Consider the following 26,359-nt stretch of genomic DNA (forward strand, 5'->3'; position numbering starts at 1 on the left):
GCAGGTAGGGCCGCACGTCGGGCACGGTGCCGCTGACGCTGACGCCGTCCAGCCTGGCCAGCGCCAGCACGGCCGGCGTCGGCCGCGCACCGACGATGTGGAAGCGCACCGCCGGCTGTTCGCGCCGCACCAGCGGCAGGATCTCGCGGGCGAACCATTCGACCGCGTCGACGTTGGGCCAGTAGTCCATGGCGCCGGTGAACACCACGGCGCGCTGGCCGGGCGGATACGGGTTGACGCTGTCGAGCTGGGGCGCGAAGTAGACCGTGTCGACGCCGTTGTTGAAGTGGCCGATGTGGCCGGCGCTCTCCGGCGCCAGCCGGGCGAACAGCGCGGCCTCCTCGCGCGAGACGAACAGGGCGGCGTCGCTGCGCGCCGCCACGGCGCGCTCGTAGCGCAGCAGGCGGCTGGCCTCGTAGCGGTACAAGCGGCTGGCCGGCCAGCGCTTCTTCTCGGCGTACTGGCGCCATTTGTCGGAGTCGACGTCGCAGAAGTCGACCACGCTGCGCAGGCCGGGCGCCTGCGGCACGTACTGCGCCATCGCCGCCGAGAACACCACCACGCGGCCGATGCTGCGCTCGGCCATGGTGGCGGCGACCCAGGCGCGCATCCGGCTGTCGCTGTAGAAGTCGAGCGACAGGGCGCGATTGGCCAGCAGCGCGCGCAGGCTGCGCAGGCGGCCGCGCAGCGGCGACAGCGGCAGGAAGTTGGCCGAGGCGCACAGCGCGCGCACCTGCGGCACGTGCTGCCAGTCGTCGGCGTCGTCGATGAAGGTGCCCAGGTGGACGCGGTAATGCTGCGTCAACTGGCGCAGCAGGTGGTAGGAGCGGATCTTGTCGCCCTTGTTCGGGGGGTACGGCATGCGGTGCACCAGCAACAGCAACTCGTCCATCTGCGTCATCCCAGGCCCTTGACGATAAACGGGCCGATAAAGTTCGCCACCGCCAGCGGCAGGCGGCGCCAGACCTTGATCATCAACTGGTACTTCGGATTCAGTGGGTTGACATCCGGCAGCGCGCGCGCGGCGTGCAGCTGGTAGGCGTAGGCCAGCGGCGTGGCCTCGAAGCCCCAGTTGTGCTTGAAGTCGTAGGCGCCGGTGCCGCGCTTGCTGCGGCCGAAGTCGAACACGCGGCAGCCGCGCGCGGCGGCGGCCTGCATCAAATTCCAGTACATGAAGTCGTTGCCGGCCACCTCGCGCGCCAGCGGCATGCCGCCGCCGTAGTAGGGCAGCACCTCGTCGCGGAAGAAGAAGCTGAGCACGCCGCCGACCAGCTCGTCGCCGCGCAGGATGCTGCGCACCTCGCAGTCGTCGCCGAACACCTGTTTGAGCAGGGCGAAATAGCGCTTGGGGAAGACCGGCGTGCCGAGCCGGTGCACGCTGTTGGCGTAGGCGGTGAAGAAGCGCTCGACGTCCTGCTCGACCACGCCCGTCAAGCCGCACTTGATGCCCTTGCGGACCATGGCGCGCTGCTTGCGCGGGATGGCGTTCAGGTTCGCCTCGTCGTCGGCGACGATGGCCTTGCGGAAGGTGAAGTACAAGTCGCTACCGTGCCAGTCGGCGCCGGCGCGCGGCGCCGGGTTCAGATGGCGGTATTCGAGGTGGCCGGCGCCCAATTCCCTGGCCAGCCGCTGGGCGGCCTGGTCGAGCATGGCGCGGGCCGGCTCGGACAGCGCGGCCACGCCGCCGTAGACGCAGAACGGCAGCGCCACCAGGGCGTGGCCGAACAGCCGGCTCTTCATCTGCGCCAGCGGCAGCACGCCCTGGATCTGGCCGTCCTGCTCGACGTAGTAGAACCAGGTGCGGTGGCCGAAGGCCTGTTCGATCACCTGCTGCCAGCCGGCGCGGTGGAAAAAGGTCGCCTCGGGGCAGCGCTGCACGAAGGCGTCCCAGCGGGCCTGGTCGCCCGGCTGCATCAGCTGCAGGTGCAGGCGGCCGGCGCCGGCGCTCGGCGCGGCGTCGAGGCGGTCGGCCGGCGCGGCTATCATCATGTTCATGCCTTCTCCAAAAAAATGCGGTCCATCCGGTCCCAGGCGAAATCGCGCGTCAGCGCGCGGATCCGGCCCTCCATGCGTGCAATGTTGACGTAGTGGCGGAAGCGCGTTTTGACGCCGGCGAGATGTTGGCGCGGTTGTCCGGTGTCGAGCTCCCAGGGATGGAAGTAGAAGATCGCCGCCTGGCCGTCGTGCCGGTTGACGCGGCGCATCAGCCGGCGCGACAGCGCGTAGGGCAGCAGGCGGAAATAGCCGCCGCCGCCGACCGGAAGGTTGCGATTGAGCAACCTCACGGTGCTGATCGGCACCTCCAGCAGGCCGTCCGGGCCGTTCGGCCGGAAGGCGAAACGGGGCGCCTGCGGCATGCCGTAGTGGTCGTGGCTGATCGGGTAGATGCTCGAGCTGTAGCGGTAGCCGGCCGCCTGCAGCTCGTCGAGCGCCCACAGGTTGGCGGCGCCGATCGAAAAGCTGGGGGCGCGGTAGCCGAGCACGGGCCGGCCGGCGATGTCCTCGAGGATGGCCTTGCTGCGGCGCACGTCGTCGCCGAAGGCGGCGCGGTCCTGGTCGCTGGCGCGCAGGTGGGCGTAGCCGTGGCTGGCCAGCTCGTGGCCGGCCGCCACGATGCGGCGCACCATGGCCGGGTAGCGCTCGGCGATCCAGCCCAGGGTGAAGAAGGTGGCGCTGGCGCCGCCCTGCTCCAGGATGGCCAGGATGCGCTCGATGTTGGCCTCGACCCGGCACTCGCGCTGCGGCCAGCTGGCCGGCGTGATGAAGGGGGCGAAGGCCGACACCTGGAAGTAGTCCTCGACGTCGATGGTCATGGCGTTGCGGATGCGGGCCGGCGCGCCGGCCAGCCGCAAACCGGCCCGGCCGGCGCCGGATTCAAACGACTCAGGCGCCATGACCGCCTCCACGGCGCCGCTCCAGCCAGTCGAGCAGGATGGCGGCGATGCGCACGGCGGCCTGGCCGTCCCAGTAGCGCGGCTGGCGGCCGCGCTTGCCGCCGTCGGCCAGCAGGGCGGCGTGCAGCGCCAGGATGCGCGCCGGGTCGGTGCCGGCGATGGTGTTGGTGCCCTGCTCGACGGTGATCGGCCGCTCGGTGTTCTCGCGCAGCGTGATGCAAGGCACGCCGAGCGCCGTGGTCTCCTCCTGGATGCCGCCGGAGTCGGTCAGCACGAGGCGGGCGTCCTTCATCAGGCCGAGCATCTCCAGGTAGCCCAGCGGCGGCAGCGGCAGGATGGCGGCGGCGTCGAGCCGGCCGCCCAGGCCGAAGCGCTCGATGGCGGCGCGGGTGCGCGGGTGCACGGGGAACATCAGCGGCGTGGTGGCGCCGATCCGCAGCGCCGTGTCGAGCAGCGCGGCCAGCGTTTCGGGCTGGTCGACGTTGCTGGGGCGGTGCAGCGTCAGCACGCCGTAGCCGCCCGGGCCGGCGCCGAAGCCGGGCCGGCCGTGCTGCGCGGCCAGGCTGGCGGCCGGCACGGCGCGCGGCAGGTTGTGCAGCAGCGTGTCGATCATCACGTTGCCGACGAAGTGGATGCGCCCGGCGGCGACGCCCTCGGCGCGCAGGTTGTCGAAGGCGCCCTCCTCGGTGGTGAACAGCAGGTCGGACAGCTGGTCGGTCAGCACCCGGTTGATCTCCTCGGGCATGGCGCGGTCGCCGCTGCGCAGGCCGGCCTCGACGTGGACCACGGCGATGCCCTTCTTGGCCGCCACCAGGGCGCAGGCCAGGGTCGAGTTGACGTCGCCCACCACCAGCAGGGCGTCGGGCGCGTACTGGTCGATCACCTTCTCGACGCGCAGCATCACCTCGGCGGTCTGCGCGGCGTGGCTGCCGGAGCCGACCTCCAGGTTGTCGTCCGGCGCCGGGATGCCGAGCGCCTCGAAGTACTGGCTGTTCATCGCCACGTCGTAGTGCTGGCCGGTGTGCAGCAGGCGCGCCTCGACGGCCGGCGCGTGCGCCTTGAGCGCGGTCAGGATGGGCGCGATCTTCATGAAGTTGGGCCGGGCGCCGACCACGCAGAGGATGCGCAGCGGCGGGTGCTGGGTTGCGGTCATGGTGTCACTCCAGATTGTCGACGGATACATTGGCCACGGCCTGGCCGCGGACGATCTTTTTCAGTACGCTGAGCACCGAGCCGAGCGTCTTCTCGACCCGCAGGATGCGCTCGTCGAGCAGTGCCGGGTACTGGTTGGAGAAGATCGCCGTCTCGCCCTCGTCGAGAGCGACGGCGGCGATGCCCTCGGGCTGGACCGGCTGGCCGAACTCCTGCTCGATGTCCTGCACCACGATCTGCACCTCGGCCGCCGTGAAGTGGCGGATCTCCTCGAGGAAGCCCATCAGCAGCAGGCGGTCGCACAGGTGGTTGGTCTTGCGCGGGATGCCGCCGCTATAGGCGTAGATGGCGGCCTGGGCGTCGGCGGTGAAGGACAGCTTGTCGTCCTGCCAGCCGACGGTGCACAGGCGGTGCTCGACGTAGGACTGGGTGTCGGCCTGGTCCATCGGCCCCAGGTGGTAGCTGGCGATGACGCGCTGGCGCAGCTGCTGCATGTCCTGCCGATGCAGGGTGACGCGGAACTCGGGCTGGCCGAGCAGGAAGGTCTGCAGCAGCGACTCGCTGTCGGTCTGGAAGTTCGACAGCATGCGCAGCTCCTCGACCACCCGCGGCGTCAGGTTCTGCGCCTCGTCGATGACCAGCAGGGCGCGCTTGCCCTGGGCGCCGCAGCCGCGCAGGAAGGTCTCCAGCCGGGCCAGGATCACCGGCTTGCTGGCGCCGTCCTCGCAGGGTAGGCCGAAGCAGCTGGCCACCATCTTCAGGGTGTCGTCGCAGTTGAGCTGGGTGTTGACGATGTGGGCGACGACGAAGCCGTCCGACTCGATCTGCTGGAACAGGGTGCGCACCAGCGTGGTCTTGCCGGCGCCGATCTCGCCAGTGACGACGATGAAGCCCTCGCCCTGCGACAGGCCGTACTCGAGGTAGGCCATGGCGCGCGTGTGGCCCTTGCTGCCGAAGAAGAAGTGGGGGTCGGGACGCAGGCTGAAGGGGCTTTCCGCTGAGTCCGTAGTATGTCTCGTACATCGCTGGTGCGCTCCGCTTATAACTTCAGTGAGATCGAGAGCGCCACGGCGTTCTCGGTGTAGGCGCCGCCGCCCGACAGGCCGTCGCCGTGCACGCGGCGCAGCTCGAGGTTGCCGCTCAGGCGGGGCTGGAACTGGCGGTTGAGCTGCAGGCGCAGGCTGCGCTGGCGGCTGCCCAGGCCGGTCGAGAGCGAACGGGTGTTGCTCAGGTCGGCGCTGAGGGTGGCGCCGAAGCGCGACGAGGGGTGCCAGTTGAGCGCCACGCTGGCGCCGCGCTGGCGGGTGTCGTCGTTGAGGGTTTCGCTGCTGCTGCCGAGCAGCGCGCTGTCGCTCTGCCGCGCCGACAGGGCGCTGCGCCGCGTGTCGTACACGCTGAGCATGGTGATGGTGCGCGCCGTGTTCAGGCCCACCGAGGCCTGCAACTGCTTCTGCAGGCTGTAGCGGTTGCTGAAGTAGTTGACGCTGGTGGCCAGCGAGCGCGGCAGGCTGTTGGCGCGGATGTAGGCCTCGACGGCCTGGGCGCGCAGCAGCGGGTCGCTGATGGTGGCCGTCAGCAGCCGGTTCAGCAGGTCGGCCGTGTTGACGGCGGCCGGCAGCAGGAACTGCGAGCGGCTGGTGGTGACCGAGTCGTCGTAGTGGGCGCTCCACACGGTGTTGCGGCTGCGGTGCTGCAGCGCCAGGCTGTTGCTGGCGCCGTAGTAGCGCCGGCCGTGGCTCAGCTGCAGGCTGCTGCGCAGGGTCGGCGCCCAGCGCAGGCCGGTGGTCCAGGAGCGGCCCTGGCTGACGCCGCCCAGGCCGAAGTCCATCTTGTCGTAGCCGGCGCCGAGGCTCAGGTTCAGGCTCGGGCCGACGCCGTAGCCGAGCGAGCCGTTGGCGGCGCTGCTGCTCGAGTCGGGCGCCACGCTGTCGTGCTGGCGCTGCTTGCTCAGCTGCAGGCCCCAGCCCAGGCTGCGGAAGGCCGGCCCGCTGGCCAGGCTGGCGAACAGCTGGTCCGACTGGCTGCGGCCGAAGGCGGCGTTGTTGGAGTCGACCTGGTCGCGCCTGTAGCGCAGCTCCAGCTCGGCGCCGGCGCCCAGGCGGCGGCGCAGATAGGGGCTGACGCTGAGGGTGCGCACCTCGTTGCGGTTGAGCGTGCTGTAGCCGCTGTCGCTGGGCTTGGGGCCGAAGGCCGAGGTGCTCTGCTGGCTGATCGAGGCCGCGCTGTCGAGGAACAGCCAGTCCTCCAGCAGGCGGGCCTTGGCGCTGGCCTGCAACTGGCTCTGGTGGCGCTGGCTGTTGGCGTCGTCGCCGCCGCCGGTGTAGAAGCGCAGCTGGTAGGCCAGCTTCAGGTTCAGCCGCGCGGTCTGCTCGCTCAGGCTGAAGCCGGGCGCGACCTCCACCACCACGCGGCCGTGGGCGCGCCCGGGCGGCGCCATGTTGGCGTTGTCGGTGGCGCTGGCGCGCAGCTCGACGGCCGGGCTGAACACCAGTTCGGCGCGGCTGGCCGGCGCGAACAGCAGCGCCAGCACGGCCGCCAGCAGGCGCCGCCGCGGCGCGCCGCCCGCCGGCGCTCTACCCATAGTGGTAGTCATAGGTTTCGGTGCCGGCGAAGTCGCGGCTCTTGTTGTAGATCAGGCTGACGTTGTCGCAGCCCTCGAGGCGGCGCAGGCCATCCATCACGGCGTGCTGGGTGGTGCGCTGCGACTCGACCACCATCACGATCTGGCCCATGTGGCCGGCCAGCACGCGCGCCTCGCTGGTCAACAGCAGCGGCGGCGAGTCGAAGATGACGATGCGGTCGGGGTAGCGCTGGGCGATCTCCAGCACCAGCGCTTTCATGCTCTGGCTGGCCAGCAGCTCGGTGGCGCGCAGGTTGGCGGTGCCGGCCGGCAGGATGCTGAGGGTGTTGACGTTGGTGCGCAACATCACGTCGGCCAGGTCCAGGCTGTCGTCGAGCAGCAGGTCCATCAGGCCCGGTTGCGGCGGCAGGCCGAGCGCCTTCAGCACCGAGGGGCGGGCCACGTCGGCGTCGATCAACAGCACGGTGTGGTCGAGCTCCATGGCGATGCTCATCGCCAGGTTGATCGAGCAGTAGGTCTTGCCCTCGCCGGCCAGCGCGCTGGTGATCATCACCAGGTTGCTGGGCAGCACGGCCGTGCCGCCGGGGAAGGCCTTCTTCAGGATCGGCCGCTTGATGACGCGGAAGTCCTCGACCAGCAGGGTGCGCCCGCCGGCCACGGTGATCAGGCCGCGCTCCTGCATGCGCGCCAGGTCCAGTTCGACCTCGCGGGTGCGCCGTGGCGGCGTGCCCGGTGCGCTTGGCGCCGGCGTCGCGCCCGGCGGCGGCACGGCGGTGGCCGTGGCCGTGGCCGTGGCGGCGCCGTGGCCGCGCTGCCCGCCGCGCGCCGGGCCGGCGCCGGCCGAACTGTCGGCGGCGCGCGCCTGGGCCGGCGCCCTTTCCTGTCGGCCGTGCTCGATCCGTCCCGCCGCTTTCTCGATAATGCTCATGCTGTCCTCACACTGCTGCGTTGGTTCGGCTACAAGGATGGGCGGAGGATGGCCAGGCCGATCACTCCGCAATAGGTGCTCACCAGCGAGAGCACCGCCAGCCCGAAGGCGTACAGGCGGCGGCGCCGCTTGACCGTCTCGGCCTGGGTCCAGTTCATGTTCACGCTGCCCAGCACCGGCAGGCCGCTCACTTCGCGCAGGCTGTGCTGGCTGAGGAAGGTCGGCCGGATCTGGCTCATCAACAGCGCGCCGCCGACGCCGGCCACCAGCGCCGCCGCCAGCACCATCGCGTACAGGCGCGGCCGGTTCGGCCCGGCCGGCGTCAAGGGCACGCTGGGCGGGTCGATGACGCGGAAGCTCATCATGTCGGTGGCCGAGCTCAGGTCGCCCGACAGCTTGGCCGCCTCGCGCCGGTTGACCAGCTTCTCGTAGTTCTCCTTGTTGACCTGGTAGTCGCGGTTGAGCTGGGCCAGCTGGGCCTCGACCTCGGGCGCCGCCGTGCTCTGCGACTGCAGCCGCGCCAGGCGCGTGCTGTACTCGGCCACGCGCGCCTTCAGGCCGGCCATGCGCGCCTCCTCCACCGACAGGGCGACGTTCATCTGCTGCAGCATCGGGCTGTAGCTGGCGCCGGGGTCGGTGACGCGGGTCTTCTTGGCCTCCTCGCGCTTGTTCGCCTCGAGCTGGCCGATCAGGCGCTTGGCCGAGACGATGTCCGGGTGGTTCTCGGTGTACTGCAGGCGCAGGCCGTCGAGGTTCTTGTTGATGGCCGAGATGCGCGCGTCGAGCTCGGGATTGACCAGCGCGGGCTCGGCGGCGGCGCCGCCGACCGGGACCGGGTCCTCGCCGGCGATCTGGCGCTTGATGGCGTTGCGCGACATCTCCGCCTCGGTGTACTCCAGCTTGGCCTGGCTCAGGTGGTCGGTCAGCTCGGCCAGCTTGCTCGAATAGTCGCTGCCTTGGCGCGGCAGCAGGCCCATGTTGCGGATCTTGAAGTCCTTCAGCGTGTTCTCGCCGGCGGCCAGCTTCTCCTCGTAGTTCTTGATCTGCTCGTCGATGAACTGCACCGCCTTCTCCGAGTCCTGCTTCTTGCCGCCGAAGCTGCCCTCGACGAAGATGGTCAGCAGCGACTGCACCACGTCCTTGCCCAGCTTGGGCTTGGGATTGTTGTAGGAGATCGTGTAGATGTCGTCGCGCTCGGTGCCGCCGACCTTGATCTGCGCCATCAGCTCGTCGGCCAGGCGCTCGTGCTCGTTGGAGCTCTTGGCCTGCACGTCGAGGTCGACCATGCGCATGACGCGCTCGACGTTGGGCCGGCTGATCAGGGTGCGGCGCATGAACATCACCTGCTGCTCGACGTTGGGCAGGGTGGTCATGCCGGCCATCAGCGGCTTGAGGATGCTCTGCGTGTCGACGTACACCCGCGCCGAGGCCTGGTAGTCGGCCGGCAGGCGGTACACATAGACGCCGCCGGCAATGCCGACGAGCCAACTGATCGCCACCGCGTACCAGCGGTACTTGGCGATGGCCTTCAAAAAGGCCAGCAACATCGCTATCAATTCAGCCATCGCTTCAAAGTCACCAAAGTAGGGTTGGGGCATCCCGAGCGAGGCCCGCGAACGTTGTTTAAATAGCATTTCAAGATGCCTATAATACCTGAACCAGGCAAGATATGTTGTTATAAATTTATTTCAAAACTAACATCGAATAGCCGCCCGGCCCGGGCGTGGGCAGGGTCCGCCGACGCGCCGCCGGCCTGCCGCCGGCCTTTCCGCCAGGTCCGCGCGGCGCCGCCGCAGGCGAAAAAAAATTCATTTTCAACAACGGTCGAAAGCAGCCGTTGTGGTATAAAATAAACATGTAAAAAAGAAAACACTGCATGCTTCCTATGCATGTTTTGCTTCCAACTGAGAGGAAACGCCATGAGGTTTGTGCAATCGAGAACGTCCTGGGCGCGCCGCGCCGCCCCGCTGCTGCTGCTGGCGTTGAGCGCCTGCTCGAGCCTGCGCCAGGGCCCGGCCGCGCCGCCCGAGGCCGCCGTGGTCGCCAGCGAGTACCGCATCGGTCCCGGCGACAACATCAACATCATGGTCTGGCACAACCCCGAGGTGTCGATGACGGTGCCGGTGCGGCCCGACGGCATGATCACCACGCCGCTGGTCGAGGAGCCTCGAGGCCAGCGGCAAGACCTCGACCCAGTTGGCGCGCGACATCGAGAAGAAGCTGGCCAAGTTCCTGCAGGAGCCGATGGTGACGGTGATCGTCACCGGCTTCGTCGGCATCTACTCGGAGCAGATCCGCGTCATCGGCCAGGCGGCGCGGCCGCAGGCGCTGCCGTACCGGCGCGACATGTCGCTGATGGACGTGCTGATCGCCGTCGGCGGCGTCACCGAGTTCGCCGCCGGCAACCGTGCCAGCATCATCCGCACCATCGACGGCAAGCAGCACAAGCTGGCGGTGCGCTTGAGCGACCTGATCCGCGAAGGCGACATCTCGGCCAACCTGCCGATGCGCCCGGGCGACGTGCTGGTGATACCGGAGAGCTTCTTCTGATGCGGGTTGCCTTGGGGAAGTGTCGGAAAACTTTACACTTCCACCCGGCGGCTTGCACGATGCACTCGAGACGTCCGGCGCCGCCGCCGCTAAGCCCTTGATTTCACAACCGTGGCGCGGCGGCGTGACTTGCATGGCGCACATATTGCTTCGCAACACAACACCAAGCGACGGCCGCGGCCGTTCGCGCGCCGTCATATTCTCAGGAGTGAAATGGTTATGCATGAATCGTCCGACCAGCAGCAAGCGCCCGAGCCGGCCGGCACTCCCGCGCTGAGCCCGGCCGGCCAAGCGCGCCGGCGCCTGGCCACGGCCGGCGTGGCCGCCTCCGGCGTGCTGCTCACCGTCGCCAGCCAGCCCGGCATGGCCTGCGACATCTGCCGTTCGCCGTCGGGCTTCCTGTCCGGCGCGCTGCAGAGCCAGCAGGCGCAAAAGACGGTCTGCTCGGGCCGCTCGCCGAGCTACTGGAAGCGCAGCTCGAACTGGCCCAACCACCTCGCCAAGACCACCAAGTTCAGCGCCCTCTTCCCCTGCAACAGCGCGTTCGGCAGCTACAAGAACGCGACCTTGCAGCAGATGTTGTCCGGCCAGTCCTTCGACAACCAAAAGATCGGCCAGTACCTGGTGGCCGCCCACCTGAACGTGCTGGCCAAGCTGAGCAGCTTCCAGAACCTGCCGATGCTGCAAAACATCTGGAAGGAATTCCAGGCCAGGGGCTACTACGCGCCGGTGGCCGGCAAACGTTGGTACGCCTATGACATCGCCTTCTACCTGTCGGGAACCATGTCTTGAGGCCGGCGCCGCCGGCCGCAGCGGTCCCGTGTGGCGCATGAGCGCCGGCCAGCTGGCGGCCAGCCGCCACTGGGACGGCGAGTTCGTGGTCTACAACAACCTGTCGGGCGACACCCACCTGCTCGGCGCCGACGCCATGCTGGTGCTGCGCCGGCTGCAACAGGGCGAGGCCGACACGGCCGCCCTGCTGGCCGCGCTGCACGAGGGCGCCGAGGCGCCGGCGGCGGCGCGCGCCGCGCTGGCCGCCGAGCTCGAGGCCATGCTCGACGACCTGCGCCGCCTGGCGCTGATCGACACGGCGCCATGCTGACGGTGGCCGCGCTCAGTCCGGCCGAGCTGGCCGGGCGCCTGGCCGGTGACGGCCTGCACCTGCGCACCGCCGGCTTCAGCGTCTGCCTGCGCAGCCGCATCGGCAGCGTGGCGCGCGGCATCGGCCTGCTGTACACCGACTACCCGCTGCTGGCGGCCGACGACTTCGCCGACTTCCGCCTCAGCCTGGAACGGCCGGCCGGCGCGCGCCGCTGGTTCAAGCCGCAGGTGCGCCTGCTGTACGACGGCGCCTCGCTGTTCCAGCCGCTGCCGCTGGCGCAGGCCTTCCCGATGTTCGAATGGGGCTTGAACTGGTGCGTCTCGAGCCGCGCCCACGAGTACCTCATCGTCCACGCCGCCGTGGTGGAAAAGCACGGCCGCGCGGCGATCCTGCCGGCGCCGCCCGGCTCGGGCAAGAGCACGCTGTGCGCCGCCCTGGTCGGCCGCGGCGGCTGGCGCCTGCTGTCCGACGAGCTGACCCTGGTCCGCCTGGCCGACGGCGCGCTGGTGCCGCTGCCGCGCCCGGTGAGCCTGAAGAACGGCTCGATCGCGGTGATCCGCGACTACCTCGGCGACGCCGTGCTGAGCCCGGCGGTGCGCGACACCGTCAAGGGCACGGTGGCGCACCTGAAGGCGCCGGCCGACAGCGTGGCGCGCGCCGCCGAGACGGCCCGTCCCGCCTGGCTGGTGTTCCCGCAATACCGCGCCGGCGCCGCCGCCCGCCTGGACCCGCTGAGCCGGGCGCAGAGCTTCATGCGCGTGGCCGGCAACAGCTTCAACTACAGCCTGCTGGGCCGGCGCGGCTTCGACGCGCTCGGCCGCGTGGTCGAGGCCAGCGCCGGCTACGCCCTGGAATACGGCCGGCTCGACGACGCCCTGGCGCTGTTCGAGCGCCTGGCCGGCCAGCAATCGGCCGAGCGCGCCGCATGAGGCCGGCGCCACTGGTCCTGCGCGCCATGCGCCAGCCGGAATGGTGCGTCGGCCTGGACGGCGGCGACTGGGACCTGCTGCTGCGCCAGGCCGGCGCCGCCCACCTGCTGGCCGGCCTGGCCGCCATGCTGGCCGAGCGCCGGCTGCTCGAACAGGTGCCGCGGCGGCCGCGCGCCCACCTGCTGTGGGCGCAGGCGCTGGCCGAGCGCCACGCCCAGGCGGTGCGGTGGGAGGTGCGCGAGATCGCCCGCGCCCTCGACGGCCTGGGCCTGCCGCTGATCCTGCTCAAGGGCGCCGCCTACGCCCTGGCCGGCCTGCCCAACGGGCGCGGCCGGCTGTTCTCCGACATCGACATCCTGGTGCCGAAGGAAAACCTGGACGAGGTCGAGGCGGCGCTGATGCTGCACGGCTGGGTGGCCCAGCACCACGACGCCTACGACCAGCGCTACTACCGCGAGTGGATGCACGAGCTGCCGCCGATGCAGCACGCGCGGCGGCAGAGCTTCATCGACGTGCACCACGCCATCCTGCCGCCGACCGCCGCCGCGCGGCCCGATCCGGCGCTGCTGCGCGCGGCGGCGCCCCCGCTGCCGGGCCGGCCCGGGCTGCGCACGCTGGCGCCGCTCGACCTGGTGCTGCACAGCGCCACCCACCTGTTCTACGACAGTGAATTGAGCCACGGCCTGCGCGACCTGGTCGACATCCACCGCCTGCTATTGCAATACGGCGCCGAGGCCGGCTTCTACCAGCGCCTGGCCGAGCGGGCCGCCCGCCTGCAACTGCAACGGCCGCTGTTCTACGCCCTGCGTTACAGCGCGCGGCTGCTGCACACGCCGGTGCCGGCCCACCTGCGCGAGGCCGGCGCCGCCGCCGCGCCGGGCCGCTGGCGGCTGGCGCTGATGGACGCCTTGTTTTGCCGCGCCCTGCTGCCGCGCCACGCCAGCTGCGACGACGCCGGCAGCGCCACCGCCCGCTTCCTGCTCTACGTGCGCGGCAACTGGCTGCGCATGCCGCCGCTGCTGCTGGCGCGCCACCTGCTGCACAAGGCCCTGCTGTCGCGGAAAGCCGACGCCGCCGCGCAGCAGGCCTGAACGGCGCGGCCGGCCAAGCGAGCCGCCATCCCGAGTTCCAGAAAGAAAACCAGCCCCGGCGCAGCGACGCGCGGGGGCTGGTTCAACAGCGCCGCTCGACCAGCCGGCCCAAGCGGCTCAGGACTTGGCTTTGCCGGCCCGACGCGCCATGATCAGGCCGATCATGCCGATGCCGATCAGCGCCAGCGGGCCTGGTTCCGGCACTGCACGGTTGAAGTCGGTGTTGCCGGACTCGGAATTGATCGCCACTATGGTCGTGCCGGCGCAGGTGGGGCCGGTGTTGCAGGCGATGCCCTGGGTGGTGTTGTTGAACGAGCTGAAGGCCAACGAGTAGAACGGCGTCGGCGAGGTGAAGAACAGCGCGCCGGCGGCGGTCAGGGCGAAGTTGCTGTTGATGTTCTGGAAGGCGCCGCCCAGCGCGTTCAGGCCGGCCTGGCCGGCGACCACGGAGCTGACCGTGCCAAGCTTGACCTGGGTGCCGTTGGTGGTGACGACCGGCGCGGCTGCCAGCGTGGAGTTGCTGTAGCTGTTGTCGTTGCCGGCGTCGGCCCACAGGTCGAGCGCGATGCTGGTCACGCCGCAGCTCACGCCCGGGCTGAGCAGGCCGCTGCAGGTGAAGGTCTGCACGAAGGTCGCATACAGGCCGTAGTCGAAGCCGATGCGCGAGATCGTCGTCGGCACGTTGCCGTTGCCCGTGCTGACGAAGGCGTTGTACTGGATGTAGCCGGTGCCGGTGTAGCTGGTGCCACCGTTGTACACCAGCCGGGCGCTGGAGCTGCCCGACATCGTATCGGCCTGGAAGGTCTGGCCGGCGACGGACAGGCCGTTGCTGTTCGGATTGACCGAAAACGACGGTATGGCGGACGCATAAGGCGCTGCCAAGGCGCCGGCGCACAGCAGTGCGGCGGCGCTTGCGGTGCGCAGGCGTTTGAATTGAATATGCATAGTTACTCTCCAAGAATGATCATCGACTACTGCTGAATGTGTTCCCAAACCCTTTTTTTTCGCACCCAACGGTACAGGTATTGCTGGCCACACAAGACATAAAGCAACATGCGTGCCTGCCACTTTCGTTTTGATATAAATCAACGAGTTGCAATTGCTTAAACTCTACACGGGCGGCACGGTGCCGGAAGTGTGTAAAGAATTCCGACACTGCCACTCGTCACATTTCGGCCGCCTGGCGCGCCGGGTGATGGCGCAGCGGGGAACGGTGTCGCGGGCGATACCCCGCGGCTGTTGAAGCGGCCGAGGGCCCGCGAATACAACGGCGGCGAAGTGGAGAACGGCGCGCCGGCCACGCCCGGGGCGAAGTTGGGCGTGGAGTTGATGTTCCCGACGGCGCCCCCGCCGGGAGGCAGGGAAATTTTCCTGTTGCTCGGTGTTTATCGTTGCTACCGAAGGCAGGCACGGTTAAACTTGCTCCACCTTACATGCATGGCCGTTAAGATTATCTTGTTCGCCACGCACCGGGCAGCGGGTTGCTAAGCCCCGCAGCGCCGCGCCGGGCCAATCGACAGCATTCCGACACACGCCGGATAGTTCCACCCCGGCCGCCAGCACGGCCGGCGCGACAGCCGGCCGAAGCCGACAGCGGCGGCCGCCACCTCAACCTGAAAGGGGCAGAACATGCCAAGTCCAGCCTTGCTGCAAACGGTATTGCGAGAAATGATCACCCGCGAGCGCAGCCCGCGCACGCCGGAGCCGGACCTGGTGATGGACGATCCCGACAACGTCGCCGCCTATGTCGAGGCGGGCCGCGAGGACGCCGTCATGGCGCCCGTCTACCTGTTCCACGGCGCCAACATCTGCGAGGTGATCCGCCCCGGCGACACGGTGCTCGACCTGGCCTGCGGCCCGGCCAACCAGTTGGCGCTGGTGGCGCGGCTCAACCCGGACGTCAACTTCATCGGCCTCGACCTGTCCGAGCCGATGCTGGAACAGGCGCGCGAACTGATCGCCAGCAAGGGCCTGCGCAACGTCAGCTTCCGCCACGGCGACATCACCGACCTGTCGATGTTCGGCCCGGACTCGGTCGACGCGGTGGTGTCGACCATGGCGCTGCACCACCTGCCCAGCGTGGCCGCGCTGGGCCGCACCTATGCCGAGGTGGCGCGCATCCTCAAGCCGGGCGGCGGCATCTACATGGTCGACTTCGGCCATCTGAAGGCGCAGGCCAGCATCGACTACTTCGGCAACCAGTACGCCGACCGCCAGCCGGCGCTGTTCACGCTGGATTATTTGAACTCGCTGCACGCCGCCTTCTATCCGGACGACATCGCCAGCGCGGCGCGGCCGTTGGCCGGCCAGGCGCGCGTCTACAAGACCTTCGGCCTGCCCTTCATGGTGGCGCTGAAAAGTTCGCCCCGGCGCGGCCACGACGCCGCGCTGGAGTCGCGCCTGGAGGGTTTGAAAAAGGGGCTGCCGGAATGGCACAAGACCGACCTGGCCGACCTGATCCGCCACTTCCGCATGGGCGGCATGCGCTGCGCGCCGCTCGGCAACGCGCCGGCGTAGCATGCCGGCCCGGCCGGCGCCCGGCCGGCCGCGCTAGGGAATCAGCAACTGCGCCAGCGGCTTGCGCACCGAGCGCGCCGGCGCCGCCTTGCCGGCGCCCAGCCGGCCCATGAACACCGGGTGGCCGGGGCCGGCAAAGAGCAGCGCGGCGGCCTGCCGTTCCAGCCCGGCGGCCAGGCCGTACAGCGCCTCGACGCGGGTGAAGCGGCGCCGCTCGCACACGTAGCGTGAGAAGATCAACGGCGTCAGCTCGGGCTGCAGGCGCAGGTCGAGCAGCTCGGCGGTCAGCCAGAAGCGCTGCACGGCGCGGCCGGCGGCGACGTAGTCGTCAATGCTCTCGGCCGGCGCGGCCGCCTCCAGCACGAAGTGGGCGGCGCAGGCCAGGCCGGGCAGGAAGTCCATCTGCAGGCGCGGCGCCCAGGTGCCCATCAGCGCGTTGACGCGCGCCAGGCGGCGCCAACTGACCATCGCCCACTTCATCAGCACCAGGGTGGCGGCGTCGACGCCGAGCGCCTGCGCCGGCACGCGGTCCGGGCTGAGCCGGTGTTCCCAGTCGATGATGCGATGGTGCACCTCGTAGGCCTCGGGCATGGTCAGGCGCAGCCTGGCGTTGTTGTACATCAGCCGCGCGGCGGCCAGGCGCTGGCCGAAGCCCTCCAGCCAGCGCACCGTGTAGCGGCCCTGCAGCGCGGCGGCCAGCGCGGCCTTCTGCGGCGCGCTCAACGGCCGGCTGCTGAGCGGGCGGCGCTGCACGCTGCGCGTCTCGATGCAGCCGATCAGCGGATCGGCCGCCAGGCCGGGCGCGGCGGCGAAGCGCACGTCGAACAGCAGCAGCGTCGGGTCGGCCGGGTCGAGCGGCCGGCGCGCCGCCTCGGCGCGCAGGCCGTGGCCGCTGGCGGCGATGGCGATGGTCTCGAGCAGCGCGCCGAAGGCCAGCTGGCTGGGGTGGCCGTCGAGGTCGTAGACGGTGTCGGCGCTGGTGTCGCGGGCGTGCACCACCATGTGGTCGGGCGCGACGATCTGGAAGCGGTGCGACTGCACGTTGTCGCCGCTGGGCGCCCAGCGCGCCAGTTCGAGGATCTGTTCAATGGTGGCGCGCGTCGTCATGTCTTTCCCAATGCCTTCAAATACATCCGTTTACCGATGGCGATGGCCAGGCGCTGCAGCGGATTGCTGCTGCCGCCGGGGCGCCAGGTGTGCACCAGCTTGCCGCGGTAGGCGTCGAACTGCATGCCGTGCGGCGCCGCCCGCACCTTGCCGCGGCCCAGCAGGATCTTCATCGCCTCGGCCGCCGCCAGGCCGGCGCACAGCTGGCAGGCCATGATGGTCGACGGGCCGCGCCGCTCGGCCAGGTTGACCGCCGCCGGCACCACCAGGTAGGGCCGGTGCAGGCCGGCCGGCGCCAGGCCGACCAGGAAGCGGATCGCCTTGTCGTCCTCGCCCAGCTCGCCCCATTGGAAGTACTGCTCGAAGGTGGTGTGGCCGGGCAGGAAGTTGAGCAGCGCCGTGCCGATGCCCAGCGGCGCCGCCGTGCTGGCCGGGATGGCCAGCTCGGCGCAGCGGGCGAAGGTCTTCTGCCGCACGTCGAAGGCGAAGAAGTCGTAGCTGTCGAGGTAGTAGTCGACGCCGGCCAGGAAGCGCTCCAGGTTGGCCTCGTTGACGCCCTGCCCGAAGACCTCGATGTCGGCCTCGGGGTTGATGTCGCGGATCATGCGCGCCACCACCTCGACCTTGGGCTGGCCCAGGCTGGACATGGTGGCGCCCACCTGGCGGTTGAAGTTGGGCAGGTCGAAGGTGTCGAAGTCGGCGATGTGGAAGGCGCCCACGCCGAGCCGCGCCAGGGTCACCGCGTGCACGCTGCCGACCCCGCCCATGCCGCCGATGGCGACGCGCTTGCCGCGCAGCCTGGCCTGCTCGTCGGCCGTGAGCCAGCCGATGTTGCGCGAGAACGCCTGCTGGTAGTCGAAGGCGGCCGCCATCTCAGCGGTTTTCGCGCAGGCGGGCGATCAGGCCCTTTTCCTCGCGCGGCGAGTAGAACAGCGGATAGAACGAGCGGTTGCCGGCCGCCGCGTGCGGGTTGCCGCCGTAGCGGTTGATCTGCTCGGTGACGTAGGCGTAGCTGAGCCACAGCAGGTAGGCCGGCGCGTTGACGCGCGGATTGGTCTTCGGCTCGCCCAGGCTGGTGAAGCCGAGCTTGTTCTCGTAGAAGGCGCGGTGGCGCGGGTTGACCTCGATGAACAGGTCGGTGCAGCCGTGGATGTCGCGCGCCATCAGCGTCGACAGGTGGAACAGCGCGGCCATCGGCTCCTTCGAGCGCACCCGCGGGTCGAAGGCGAACTTGGTGATCTCGCACAGCTTGCGGCCGGGCTGGCGGTAGGGCGCGATCTCGTCGCGGAAGATCTCGTCGGCCAGCAGGCCGAGCGGCGAGTCGATGCCCAAGGTCAGCGTGCCGACCGCGTCGCCCTTGTCGGTGGCGGTCAGGGTGATGCGGTTCGGGTCCTCGGCCAGGGTGTGGCTGCCGGCATAGCCGCGCCAGGCGTACATGCGGTTGATCAGCAGGCTGGCCTTGTTGCGGCCCTCGACGGTGTCGGCCATGCGCAGGCCGAAGGCGCGGTTGTTGGTGACCAGGTCGACCACGCCGGCCTCGCCGGCCTCGCCGGCGGCGGCGGCGTCGGCCCCGGCGGCCTCGGCCGGGCGCTGGTCAACGGTATTGTTTGCATGCTTCGTGTGTGTCATTGGGGCCTCCTGGGATGACGGAAGGCGCAAGCGCGTTGCAGCTTGCACGTTGCCATAATATACACTTATTCGATGCGTATTATTAGCAATTTTGAATTTTCCTCGGCCGCCCGGGCGCCGCGTCGCCTCAGCGCAACGCCAGCAGGCGCCGGGTGATGTCGCCCTCCTCCTGGCGGCCGAAGAAATACGGGTACAGCGAGCGGCCGTCGCCGTCGCGCGGCGCGGCGCCGCCCAGCAGGGCGATCTGCTGCTCCATGTAGTCCAGGCTCAGGCGCAGCAAATAGGCGGTGGCGTTGACGCGCGGGTTGTAGCGGCTCTCGGCCACCTGCTCGAAGCCCAGCATGTCCTGGTAGTAGCGGCGGTGGCGCGGGTTGACCTCGACGAAGGCGTCGGTGCACAGGTGGACCTTGCGGGCATACAGGAACAGGATGTGGAACAGCGAGGCCAGCGCCAGCTTCGGATGGGGCACCGGGTCTATCGCCAGCTTGGTCACCTCGCAGACCCGGGCGCCGCCGCGCCGGTAGGCGTCGATCTCGGCCTTGAACACGGCGTCGGCCTGGATGCCGGCGGCCGAGTCGGCGGTCAGGCTGACGGTGCCGAACAGGCGCCCCTCGCCGGAGGCGGCCAGGGTGACGCGCTGCGGCGCCGCCTCCAGCCGGGCCTGCTCGCCGTAGCCGCGCCACCGGTATTTCTTGTCGATCAGCTGGCTCGACGACAGGCGCGCCGCGTCCAGGTCGGCCAGGTGGATGCCGAACGTGGGCGCGCCCTGCGCCGGCCGGGCGCCGCCCGGCAGCCAGGTGACGTCCTGGATGATGGGCGAGCCGTATTGCTCGGCGCCGGCATCGGGCGCGGGGTGTGGGGTGACGCGGGTATCCATCCGACAGGTCCTTGTGGCGTGCGGCGGGGCGGGGAGCGCGGCGCCGCGCGCCCGGAAAATGTCGGGCGCACGGCATAGTAACGTGACACATTGTTGACGCGCCGCACGATACGAACCCGGCCGCGCGGCGCGGCGCCGCTACAACTGCTTCAACAGGGCGCGGGCCTGCTCGGCCTGGGGGAAGTTTTTCCCACCGGCCAACAACTGTTCGAATTCCTTGCGCGCGGCGGCCTTCTCGCCGGCGCGCATCAGGCCGCTGGCCAGGTGGAAGCGGATCTCGCTCGCCTGGGCGGCGGCCTGGGCGGCGCGGCGCAGCAGCGGCAGGCCACGCGCCGTGTCGCCCTGCTCGACCAGCAGCCAGCCCAGCGTGTCGAGCACGCCGGGGTTGTCCGGCGCCGCCTTGAGCGCCAGCTCGGCGGTGGCCAGCGCGCGCCCGTCCTTGTTCTGGAAGTAGGCCCAGGCCAGGTTGTTGAGCGCGCCGGGATTGCCCGGCGTCTGCTTGAGCACGGCCTCGAGCTGCTCGACGGCGGCCGGGTAGCGCGCCTCGCGCAGGTAGTTCTCCGCCAGGTAGACGCGCAGCACGCCGCCGTCCTGGCCGGCGCCTATCCAGCCGAGCACGCGCTGCTCGGCCGCCTTGGCCTGGCCGGCCTGGATCATCGCGTCGGCCAGCTTGACCTTCAGCGTCACCTCGGCGCTCAAGGCCTGCGCCTTCTCGTAGGCGGCCAGCGCCGGCGCCGCCTTGCGCTGCTGGATCAGGAAGTCGCCCTCGAGCATGTAGCCGACCGGTTGCGCCGGGCGCTTGCGCTGGATGCGCTTGGCCAGGGCCAGCGCCTCGTCGAAGCGGCCGCGGCGCTGGGCCAGTTCGGCCAGCGCCAGGTCGGCTTCGACGAAGTCCGGTTCGAGCGCCAGCGCCCGCTTCAGGCTGTCGCCGGCGGCCGCCTCGTTGTTGGCGCGCAGATAGGCGCTGGCCAGGCGGAACTGCGCCACCGGCGACTTCGGATCGGCCTTGGTCAGCTTGTGGTAGGTCTCGACGGCGTCGACCACGGCGTCGTTGGCCAACTGGGCCTGGCCGAGCAGGTCGAGCACCTCGGGCTTGGCCGGGTTGGCCGCCTGCAGCGCGCGCGCCAGGGTCAGCGCCTTGGCCTTCTGCTCGCTGCGCAGGTATTGCGCGCCGAGCAGGACGGCCGGCGCCACCGCGTCCGGATGGGCGGCGCGGGCCTGCTCGAGCCAGTCGGTCGCCTCGGCCGTCCGGCCGGCCGTGTTGGCCAGGCCGGACAAGGCCGCCATGGCGTCGCCGCTGTCCTTGTGCTGCGCCAGGTAGGCCAGCAGGCGCGCCTTGGCGGCGGCCGGCTTGCCCTCCTTGACGTCGAGGTTGGCCAGGTTGGCCAGCGCCAGGTAGTAGCTCGGCTGCAGCCGCAGCGCCAGCTCGAAGGCGGCGCGCGCCGCCGCCAGGTCGCCCCGGCCCCACTGCGCCACGCCGGCCAGCAGCGCCGGCTCGGCCGCCTGCGGCTGCGCCTTGGCCAACTGCCGGGCGGCGGCCAGCGCCGCGTCGTACTGCTTGAGCGCGATCTGGCTGCGCACCAGCGCGCCGCCGGCCGCCAGCGACTTGGCGTCGAGCTTGGCGGCGGCGGCCAGCTCGCGCAGGCCGGCCGCCTGGTCGCCCTTGCCCAGCTCGCTCAAGCCCAGCGCGGTGCGCACGCTGGCCTCGGCCGGCGCGCGCGCGCTGGCCTGCTGGAAGAAGTCGCTGGCCTTGTTGAAGTCGCGCACCTGCATGTACGACTCGCCGGCCAGGGCCAGCAGCTGCGGGTCGACCTCGGGCAGCTTGATGACCGGCGCCAGCACCGCCAGCGCGTCGGGCTGCTGGCCGCCGCGCAGCAGGGTCGAGGCCAGCAGCTTGCGGGCGTACTGGTTGTCCGGGTTGGCCCGCACGTATTTTCTCAGGTGCTGCTCCGCCTGGGCCAGCGCGCCTAGCTGGTACTGCACGGCGCCGGCCAGCAACAGGGTCGGCATGTGCTCGGGCGCCAGCTTGAGCGCCTGCTGCAGCGGCTCCAGCGCGGCGCCCGGGTTGCCCTCGGTGAAATCGAGCAGGGCCTGCGTGTAGGTGACGACGATACTGCTCGGCGACACCTTGCGCAGCAGCGCCAGCCGTTGGCGGGCGGCGTCGAAACGGTGCGCCTCGATGTCCAGGTAGGCCTTCTGCAAATGCGCCTGCACGTGGTTCGGGCTGAGCGCGATGACCCTGTCGTAGGCGGCGTCGGCGGCGGCGAACTTCAGCTCGGCGCGCTCGACGTCGCCCATGAACAGCCAGGCGTCGACGCTGCGCGGGTTGGCCGCCACAGCGCGCTGCGCCAGCGCCCGGCTGGCGGCCAGGTCGTGCCGCGCGTTGGCCAGGCGGGCCAGGCCGACCAGCCACTCGGGCGACTCGGGCTGCAGCTTGAGGGCGGCGCGGAACTCGGCCTCGGCCAGTTCCGGCTTGTCGAGGCCGAGGTAGGCTTGGCCGCGCCGGCTCAGCAGCGCCGGCCCGGCCTTGGCGGCGCCGGCCTCGGTCTCCTGCAGCAGCTGCTGGTACTTGCCCTGCGCCAGCAGCGCCTGGCTCAGCAGCGGCAGCGGGTCGCGTCCGCCCAGCGCCAGCGCCATCGCCTTGCGCACCTCGTTCTCGGCCGACACCGGTTCCTCGCCCTCGAGCTGCAACTGGGCCAGGAACAGGCGCGCCTCGACGTCGGCGGGGTTCAACTGCAGCGCGTTCTTGAGCTGGATGACGGCGGACTTGCGCTCGCCCTGCTGCTGGAACTGGCGCGCCTGGGCCAACAACTCGGGCGCGCTGGGCGCCTGGCTGCAGCCGGCGACGCTGGCGCACAACAGGATGGCGCCGAACAGGGCGCTGTGGCGGGGACGGGTGGCGCGGGACTTCGACATCGTGGCTCCTCTGGGCAAGACCGGAACTGCCGCGCATTGTTGCTGGCAGGCGAAAATTTGTCGTTGATGGCCGCCTGGGCGATGGATTGCCATCCGCCAGGCGCATGCGTATATTACAATAATTACATCATTTGCTTGTCAAAAATATCTCACGGAGACACCATGCCCGCCACCGCCACCGCCCCCGTCTACGGCGACTATCCGCGCAACGAGATGCACCCCTACCTGCCGGCCGGCGCGCGCCGCGTGCTCGACGTCGGCTGCCACACCGGCGCCTTCGGCCGCTCGCTCAAGCGGCTCGGCGTGGCCGAGGTGTGGGGCGTCGAGATGAACGCCGCGGCCGCCGCCAGCGCCGCCGCCCACCTCGACCGCGTGCTGGTCGGCGCCTTTTCGGCCGAGCTGGTGCCGGACGGCCACTTCGACGCCATCTTCTTCAACGACGTGCTCGAACACATGAGCGATCCGGGCGCGGCGCTGCGCGCCGCCGTGGCCAAGCTCAAGCCGGGCGGCAAGGTGGTCGCCTCGATCCCCAACCTGCGCCACATCGACAACCTCGAGCACATCCTGCTCGACAAGGACTTCCGCTACGAGGCCAACGGCGTGCGCGACCTGACCCACCTGCGCTTCTTCACCCGCAAGAGCATTCCCCGCCTGTTCGAGCAGAACGGCTACACCGTCGAGCAGCTGGCCGGCATCAACGAGAGCTGGTGGACGCCGCAACTGTGGCGCCGCCTGGCCTTCCGCCTGTTCCCCGGCTACCTGGCCGACACCCGCTTCATCCAGTACGCGGTGGTGGCGGCGCCCGGCGCGCCGGCCTGAGCTGCCGGCGGCGGCGGCGGCGGCCGGCATGCCGCTCAGGCCGGCCGCCGCCAGCGCGCCAGCCGCGCGCGCAGCGCGGCGCGGGGGTCGGCCAACAATTGGCTGAGCAGGAAGGGCGCGCGGCACATCAGTTGGCGCAACCACCAGGGGCTGCGCAGGCGCGCCGGCGGCGCGCCGAAGCGGCGCCATTGCGCGTCCCAGAAGCCGGCCACCACGGCCTCGCACTTGGCCGCCTCGCCGGCCGCGCGCAGGCTGGCGATCTCCACCAGCGACTGCGCCAGCAGGTGGCGGAACAGGCCGCGCCGGCGCGCCGCCGGGGTGTGCTCGCGCCAGAACAGCCAGGCGTTGCGCGCGCTCAGGTACAGCGCCAGCTCGCTGTACTGGCGCACCGGCCGGCTGGCGTGCCAGGCGCGCGCCTGCTGGCAGTAGGCGGCGGCCATGCCGTGGGCGGCGATGCGGGCGCTCAGCTCGTTGTCCTCGTAGTAGGCGAAGTAGCGCTCGTCGAGCAGGCCGATGCCGGCCAGCGCCTCGCAGCGCAGCATCAACGCGGTGCCGGGCAACATGGCCGGCAGGCCGGGCGGGCGCGGCGCCGTCGGCGCCGAGGGCCGCACCGAGCAGTGCCGGCCCCAGTCCAGCCAGGCCGCCACCATCTGCGGCTTCTCGCGCGCCTCGAGGCAGTAGATCAGCGGCGACAGCGCGGCCAGCCCCGGCTCGGCGCGCAGCTGGCGCAGCATGGCGGCGATCGCCGCGCCGTCGATCTCGCAGTCGTTGTTGAGCATCAGCACGGCCTCGTGGCCGCGCGCCAGCGCCAGCCGCAGGCCGTGGTTCTGGCCGGCGGCGAAGCCGGCGTTGCGCGGCAGCCGCAGCAGCTCGACGGCGGGGAAGCGCGCCGCCAGCTCGGCGCGCGGGTCGTCGCGCGAGCCGTTGTCGATCACCAGCACCTGCCAGGGCAGCTCGTCGGCCTCGTCCAGCCGTTGCGCCTCGAGCGCCGCCAGGCAGGCCAGCGTGTCGGCCAGGCCGTTCCAGTTGAGGATGCTGATCAACAGCGGCGCGCGGGCCATCATGGCGCCGCCCCCGCCAGCTCGGCGCGCCAGTCGGCCAGCACGCGCTCGAGCGCGAAGCGGGCCTGGCCGCCGACGCGCGGCCGCCCGCCCTGCTGCCAGCGGCGCAGCGTGGCGGCGTAGCCGTCGGCGGCGCCGAGCCAATTCAGGCCGCGCTCGCCGGCCGAGCGCAGCGCCGGCCAGCGCCAGAAGACGCTGTCGGCCAGCGCGCGCACGCGCGGCACGGCGATCAGCTGGCCGGCGCCGTTGAGCACCTCGGCCGCCGCGCCGATGCCGTGCGCCAGCACCGGCGTGCCCACCGCGTTGCTCTCGGCCAGCACCAGGCCGAAGGTCTCCGGGTAGACGTAGTTCGGGTAGAAGGCGCACAGCGCGCCGCGCAGGTGCCGCATCAGCTCGTGGTGCGGGATGGCGCCCAGGTTGACCACGCCGGGCTGGGCGTCCAGGGTGGCGCTGCGGTAGCCGGGGTTGGCCAGGTACAGGCGCAGCGCGGGATCGCGCTTGTGCAGGTGGCGGAACAGGTGCAGCGTGTAGTCCAGGCCCTTGTGCGGCGAGGAGAAGAAGGCCAGCTTGTTGGGGTCGTAGTCGGCCGCCGCGCCGCCCTGCCCGGCCGCGCCGTCGACGTCGACCGGGTTGTAGATGCGCACCACGCGCGGCCGCGCCGCCTCGGGCAGCGCGGCCAGCAGCTGGCGCACCTGCCCGGCGTGGAAGTCGGACACGCAGACCAGCGCCACGCCGGCCGCCGCCAGCCGCGCGGCGTGGGCCAGCAGCTTGTCGCCGCGGCCGCTGCCGGGGCCGCACAGGTCGTGCAGCCACAGCCAGACGCGCGCCTGCGGATAGCGCTGGCGCTGCGCCAGCGCGGCGGCCGGCTCGCGCAGCACCACCACGTGGCTGGCCTCGGGCGCGCCGCGCCCGCCGCCGCCGCCGGCGGTGTCGATGGCGGCGCCGGCCAGGTAGCGGCCCTGGTCCCGCGCGCGGTTGTGCTGCAGCACGCGGGCGTCGAGCCCCTCGGCGATGCGGATCACGGTCGCCTCGGTGCCGCCCAGCGCGCCGCCGCGCAGGCTGTCGAGGTTGTAGGGCGCCGGCGCGACCGGGTCAACAATCAAGGTTCGCATCGTGCTTCCTCGGCGCGGCGGCCAGTGTCGGCGCGCGCCAGCGCCAGCCGCGCGACTTCAGACGCAGCGCCGGTTGCTCGACCCAGCGCCAGCTCAGGCGGCCGCACAGGTAGGCCAGCGCGATGCTGGCCAGCGCCAGCGCCAGCGGGGAGATCGTCGGCAGATACCAGGCCAGCAGCTTGCCGACCGGCCAGCCGTACAGGTAGACGCCGTAGGAGGCGTCGGGCATCGCCTGGGTGCGGCGCAGCAGCGGACCGCCGGCGGCGAAGGCGCAATAGAACAGCAGGTAGGCGCCGCCCAGCAGCAGGCCGGCCTCGGCGCTGGCCGGCTGGCTCAGGCAGGCCAGCAGCACGGCCAGCGCCATCACGGCGTTGCGCCCGTTGTAGACGATGGCGGCGCGGTAGCTGAAGTAGCTGGCGCCGGTAAAGAAGCAGCTGTAGAAGCGCAGCACCAGCAGCGTCTCCTCGCGCGCGGCGCCGGCCAGCGCCGGCCAAGCGCCCAGCGCCAGCGCGGCCCACAGCGCCAGGCTGGCGGTCAGCACGGCCAGCGGCGCGTGGCGCCAACGCAGCAGGCCGGCCAGGCCGAGCACCAGCACCGTCAGGTAGCAGAGGAATTCGTAGTGGATGGTCCACATGGCGCCATTGACGCTGGGGTAGTGGCTGCCGGCGAAGGTGGCCGGCGTGACCGGCGTGTCGAGCAGCAGCAGGCTGCGCGCCAGGCCGCTCCACCAGAACTGGCCGTAGTAGCCGGCGCCGGCGCCCAACGCGCCGACCACCAAGGCCGACAACAACGCCGCCACCAGGTAGCCGGGCACGATGCGCAGCAGGCGTTTTTGCAGGAAGGCCAGCGGCTGCGGCCGGCCCAGCCAGCTTTGCAGGATCAGGTAGCCGCTGAGGATGAAGAAGCCGTCCACCGCCAGCTCGCCGAAGGACAGCGTGTGGAACAGGCGCGTCAGCAGCTCGCGGCCACGGTCGCCGTCGAGCATCTCCGGCGAATGCGAAACGATCACCAGCAGCGCCAGCGCCAGCCGGATCAGGTTGAAGTTGTTGCGCCGCTCGGGCGCCGCCGTGCTGTGCGCGGGCATCGCAGTCATC

General features: G+C 70.8%; 22 protein-coding genes and 2 pseudogenes. 7 read left to right on the forward strand and 17 right to left on the reverse strand.

Annotated features, from left to right (window positions below):
* Window positions 1–4 precede the first annotated feature (4 nt).
* From QC826_RS15645 to QC826_RS15680, 8 genes and pseudogenes are all read right to left on the reverse strand, one after another.
* Window positions 5–901 (reverse strand): annotated as a pseudogene (locus QC826_RS15645) (TIGR03087 family PEP-CTERM/XrtA system glycosyltransferase); the annotation flags it as partial.
* Window positions 898–1,995 (reverse strand): FemAB family XrtA/PEP-CTERM system-associated protein, encoded by a 1,098-nt coding sequence (locus tag QC826_RS15650; RefSeq protein ID WP_279761476.1) that lies wholly within the window; start codon window positions 1,993–1,995, stop codon window positions 898–900. The gene QC826_RS15650 and the pseudogene QC826_RS15645, both read right to left, overlap by 4 nt.
* Complete coding sequence (locus QC826_RS15655; RefSeq protein ID WP_409567888.1) at window positions 1,992–2,813, reverse strand: XrtA system polysaccharide deacetylase; 822 nt, start codon at window positions 2,811–2,813, stop codon at window positions 1,992–1,994. Before QC826_RS15655 ends, QC826_RS15650 begins: the two co-directional genes overlap by 4 nt.
* 70 nt (window positions 2,814–2,883) lie before the next feature.
* Complete coding sequence (gene wecB / locus QC826_RS15660) at window positions 2,884–4,047, reverse strand: non-hydrolyzing UDP-N-acetylglucosamine 2-epimerase (protein ID WP_279761478.1); 1,164 nt, start codon at window positions 4,045–4,047, stop codon at window positions 2,884–2,886.
* Window positions 4,048–4,051: 4 nt separating this feature from the next.
* Window positions 4,052–5,089: an XrtA/PEP-CTERM system-associated ATPase gene (locus QC826_RS15665; protein ID WP_279766503.1), complete on the reverse strand. Its 1,038-nt coding sequence runs from the start codon at window positions 5,087–5,089 to the stop codon at window positions 4,052–4,054.
* Entirely contained in the window at window positions 5,086–6,639 is a 1,554-nt protein-coding gene (locus tag QC826_RS15670) for a TIGR03016 family PEP-CTERM system-associated outer membrane protein (protein WP_279761479.1), read from the reverse strand. The genes QC826_RS15665 and QC826_RS15670 overlap by 4 nt, the downstream gene beginning before the upstream one ends.
* Window positions 6,620–7,555 (reverse strand): XrtA-associated tyrosine autokinase, encoded by a 936-nt coding sequence (locus QC826_RS15675; RefSeq protein WP_279761480.1) that lies wholly within the window; start codon window positions 7,553–7,555, stop codon window positions 6,620–6,622. Before QC826_RS15675 ends, QC826_RS15670 begins: the two co-directional genes overlap by 20 nt.
* A 29-nt stretch (window positions 7,556–7,584) precedes the next feature.
* Complete coding sequence (locus QC826_RS15680; protein WP_279761481.1) at window positions 7,585–9,120, reverse strand: XrtA system polysaccharide chain length determinant; 1,536 nt, start codon at window positions 9,118–9,120, stop codon at window positions 7,585–7,587.
* Window positions 9,121–9,474: 354 nt separating this feature from the next.
* On the opposite strand from QC826_RS15680, the pseudogene QC826_RS15685 reads away from it, so the two are divergent.
* The 5 genes and pseudogenes from QC826_RS15685 to QC826_RS15705 all read left to right on the forward strand — a co-directional run bounded on the left by QC826_RS15685 (window position 9,475) and on the right by QC826_RS15705 (window position 13,227).
* A pseudogene (locus QC826_RS15685) lies at window positions 9,475–10,105 on the forward strand (XrtA/PEP-CTERM system exopolysaccharide export protein).
* 219 nt (window positions 10,106–10,324) lie between these two features.
* Entirely contained in the window at window positions 10,325–10,897 is a 573-nt protein-coding gene (locus tag QC826_RS15690; protein ID WP_279761482.1) for a hypothetical protein, read from the forward strand.
* A gap of 37 nt (window positions 10,898–10,934) precedes the next feature.
* On the forward strand, window positions 10,935–11,207 hold the full coding sequence (locus tag QC826_RS15695; RefSeq protein WP_279766504.1) for an HPr-rel-A system PqqD family peptide chaperone: 273 nt from the start codon (window positions 10,935–10,937) through the stop codon (window positions 11,205–11,207).
* On the forward strand, window positions 11,201–12,136 hold the full coding sequence (locus QC826_RS15700) for an HprK-related kinase A (protein ID WP_279761483.1): 936 nt from the start codon (window positions 11,201–11,203) through the stop codon (window positions 12,134–12,136). Before QC826_RS15695 ends, QC826_RS15700 begins: the two co-directional genes overlap by 7 nt.
* Complete coding sequence (locus tag QC826_RS15705; RefSeq protein WP_279761484.1) at window positions 12,133–13,227, forward strand: nucleotidyltransferase family protein; 1,095 nt, start codon at window positions 12,133–12,135, stop codon at window positions 13,225–13,227. Before QC826_RS15700 ends, QC826_RS15705 begins: the two co-directional genes overlap by 4 nt.
* 117 nt (window positions 13,228–13,344) lie before the next feature.
* On the opposite strand, the gene pepA is transcribed toward QC826_RS15705, so the two are convergent.
* Window positions 13,345–14,172 (reverse strand): flocculation-associated PEP-CTERM protein PepA, encoded by an 828-nt coding sequence (gene pepA / locus QC826_RS15710; protein ID WP_279761485.1) that lies wholly within the window; start codon window positions 14,170–14,172, stop codon window positions 13,345–13,347.
* A 684-nt stretch (window positions 14,173–14,856) separates the two neighbouring features.
* Here pepA and QC826_RS15715 point away from each other — a divergent pair.
* Complete coding sequence (locus tag QC826_RS15715) at window positions 14,857–15,744, forward strand: class I SAM-dependent methyltransferase (RefSeq protein WP_279761486.1); 888 nt, start codon at window positions 14,857–14,859, stop codon at window positions 15,742–15,744.
* A gap of 33 nt (window positions 15,745–15,777) precedes the next feature.
* Here QC826_RS15715 and QC826_RS15720 read toward each other — a convergent pair whose 3' ends face one another.
* The 5 genes from QC826_RS15720 to prsT form a co-directional block, all read right to left on the reverse strand.
* Window positions 15,778–16,851 carry a molybdopterin biosynthesis protein MoeY gene (locus QC826_RS15720; RefSeq protein ID WP_279761487.1) on the reverse strand — a complete coding sequence of 358 codons (1,074 nt, stop codon included), beginning with the start codon at window positions 16,849–16,851 and terminating at the stop codon, window positions 15,778–15,780.
* Complete coding sequence (locus QC826_RS15725) at window positions 16,848–17,723, reverse strand: ThiF family adenylyltransferase (protein WP_279761488.1); 876 nt, start codon at window positions 17,721–17,723, stop codon at window positions 16,848–16,850. The genes QC826_RS15720 and QC826_RS15725 overlap by 4 nt, the downstream gene beginning before the upstream one ends.
* 1 nt (window position 17,724) lies before the next feature.
* Entirely contained in the window at window positions 17,725–18,480 is a 756-nt protein-coding gene (locus QC826_RS15730) for an N-acyl amino acid synthase FeeM domain-containing protein (RefSeq protein ID WP_279761489.1), read from the reverse strand.
* Window positions 18,481–18,607: 127 nt separating this feature from the next.
* The gene (locus QC826_RS15735; protein WP_279761490.1) at window positions 18,608–19,357 is read right to left on the reverse strand and encodes an N-acyl amino acid synthase FeeM domain-containing protein; all 750 of its coding nucleotides are present in this window, start codon (window positions 19,355–19,357) and stop codon (window positions 18,608–18,610) included.
* Between the two features lie 138 nt (window positions 19,358–19,495).
* Window positions 19,496–22,273: an XrtA/PEP-CTERM system TPR-repeat protein PrsT gene (gene prsT, locus QC826_RS15740; protein ID WP_279761491.1), complete on the reverse strand. Its 2,778-nt coding sequence runs from the start codon at window positions 22,271–22,273 to the stop codon at window positions 19,496–19,498.
* A gap of 162 nt (window positions 22,274–22,435) precedes the next feature.
* On the opposite strand from prsT, the gene QC826_RS15745 reads away from it, so the two are divergent.
* Window positions 22,436–23,092: a class I SAM-dependent methyltransferase gene (locus QC826_RS15745; protein WP_279761492.1), complete on the forward strand. Its 657-nt coding sequence runs from the start codon at window positions 22,436–22,438 to the stop codon at window positions 23,090–23,092.
* Window positions 23,093–23,127: 35 nt separating this feature from the next.
* Here the strand turns inward: QC826_RS15745 and QC826_RS15750 are convergent, their stop codons facing one another.
* From QC826_RS15750 to QC826_RS15760, 3 genes are read right to left on the reverse strand one after another with little or no spacing between them, the layout of a single operon-like run.
* A complete protein-coding gene (locus tag QC826_RS15750) occupies window positions 23,128–24,156 on the reverse strand; it encodes a glycosyltransferase family 2 protein (RefSeq protein ID WP_279761493.1) in 1,029 nt (342 codons plus the stop codon).
* Window positions 24,153–25,265, reverse strand: coding sequence for a glycosyltransferase family 4 protein (locus tag QC826_RS15755; protein ID WP_279761494.1), 1,113 nt, complete (start codon window positions 25,263–25,265; stop codon window positions 24,153–24,155). Before QC826_RS15755 ends, QC826_RS15750 begins: the two co-directional genes overlap by 4 nt.
* A complete protein-coding gene (locus QC826_RS15760) occupies window positions 25,246–26,358 on the reverse strand; it encodes an acyltransferase family protein (protein WP_279761495.1) in 1,113 nt (370 codons plus the stop codon). The genes QC826_RS15755 and QC826_RS15760 overlap by 20 nt, the downstream gene beginning before the upstream one ends.
* Window position 26,359: the final 1 nt, after the last annotated feature.

The organism is Rugamonas sp. DEMB1, from assembly GCF_029834475.1.
GTDB lineage: Bacteria > Pseudomonadota > Gammaproteobacteria > Burkholderiales > Burkholderiaceae_D > Rugamonas > Rugamonas rubra.

What these genes read in the sequence shown, in the direction of transcription:
- QC826_RS15730 (WP_279761489.1), bottom strand. Translation starts at nt 18,480, where the DNA reads ATGACACACACGAAGCATGCAAACAATACCGTTGACCAGCGCCCGGCC.
- QC826_RS15720 (WP_279761487.1), bottom strand. Translation starts at nt 16,851, where the DNA reads ATGACGACGCGCGCCACCATTGAACAGATCCTCGAACTGGCGCGCTGG.
- QC826_RS15705 (WP_279761484.1), top strand. Translation starts at nt 12,133, where the DNA reads ATGAGGCCGGCGCCACTGGTCCTGCGCGCCATGCGCCAGCCGGAATGG.
- QC826_RS15650 (WP_279761476.1), bottom strand. Translation starts at nt 1,995, where the DNA reads ATGAACATGATGATAGCCGCGCCGGCCGACCGCCTCGACGCCGCGCCG.
- prsT (WP_279761491.1), bottom strand. Translation starts at nt 22,273, where the DNA reads ATGTCGAAGTCCCGCGCCACCCGTCCCCGCCACAGCGCCCTGTTCGGC.
- QC826_RS15680 (WP_279761481.1), bottom strand. Translation starts at nt 9,120, where the DNA reads ATGGCTGAATTGATAGCGATGTTGCTGGCCTTTTTGAAGGCCATCGCC.
- QC826_RS15725 (WP_279761488.1), bottom strand. Translation starts at nt 17,723, where the DNA reads ATGGCGGCCGCCTTCGACTACCAGCAGGCGTTCTCGCGCAACATCGGC.
- QC826_RS15700 (WP_279761483.1), top strand. Translation starts at nt 11,201, where the DNA reads ATGCTGACGGTGGCCGCGCTCAGTCCGGCCGAGCTGGCCGGGCGCCTG.
- QC826_RS15755 (WP_279761494.1), bottom strand. Translation starts at nt 25,265, where the DNA reads ATGCGAACCTTGATTGTTGACCCGGTCGCGCCGGCGCCCTACAACCTC.
- QC826_RS15735 (WP_279761490.1), bottom strand. Translation starts at nt 19,357, where the DNA reads ATGGATACCCGCGTCACCCCACACCCCGCGCCCGATGCCGGCGCCGAG.
- pepA (WP_279761485.1), bottom strand. Translation starts at nt 14,172, where the DNA reads ATGCATATTCAATTCAAACGCCTGCGCACCGCAAGCGCCGCCGCACTG.
- QC826_RS15655 (WP_409567888.1), bottom strand. Translation starts at nt 2,813, where the DNA reads ATGACCATCGACGTCGAGGACTACTTCCAGGTGTCGGCCTTCGCCCCC.
- QC826_RS15760 (WP_279761495.1), bottom strand. Translation starts at nt 26,358, where the DNA reads ATGACTGCGATGCCCGCGCACAGCACGGCGGCGCCCGAGCGGCGCAAC.
- QC826_RS15750 (WP_279761493.1), bottom strand. Translation starts at nt 24,156, where the DNA reads ATGATGGCCCGCGCGCCGCTGTTGATCAGCATCCTCAACTGGAACGGC.
- QC826_RS15675 (WP_279761480.1), bottom strand. Translation starts at nt 7,555, where the DNA reads ATGAGCATTATCGAGAAAGCGGCGGGACGGATCGAGCACGGCCGACAG.
- QC826_RS15690 (WP_279761482.1), top strand. Translation starts at nt 10,325, where the DNA reads ATGCATGAATCGTCCGACCAGCAGCAAGCGCCCGAGCCGGCCGGCACT.
- wecB (WP_279761478.1), bottom strand. Translation starts at nt 4,047, where the DNA reads ATGACCGCAACCCAGCACCCGCCGCTGCGCATCCTCTGCGTGGTCGGC.
- QC826_RS15670 (WP_279761479.1), bottom strand. Translation starts at nt 6,639, where the DNA reads ATGACTACCACTATGGGTAGAGCGCCGGCGGGCGGCGCGCCGCGGCGG.
- QC826_RS15745 (WP_279761492.1), top strand. Translation starts at nt 22,436, where the DNA reads ATGCCCGCCACCGCCACCGCCCCCGTCTACGGCGACTATCCGCGCAAC.
- QC826_RS15715 (WP_279761486.1), top strand. Translation starts at nt 14,857, where the DNA reads ATGCCAAGTCCAGCCTTGCTGCAAACGGTATTGCGAGAAATGATCACC.
- QC826_RS15695 (WP_279766504.1), top strand. Translation starts at nt 10,935, where the DNA reads ATGAGCGCCGGCCAGCTGGCGGCCAGCCGCCACTGGGACGGCGAGTTC.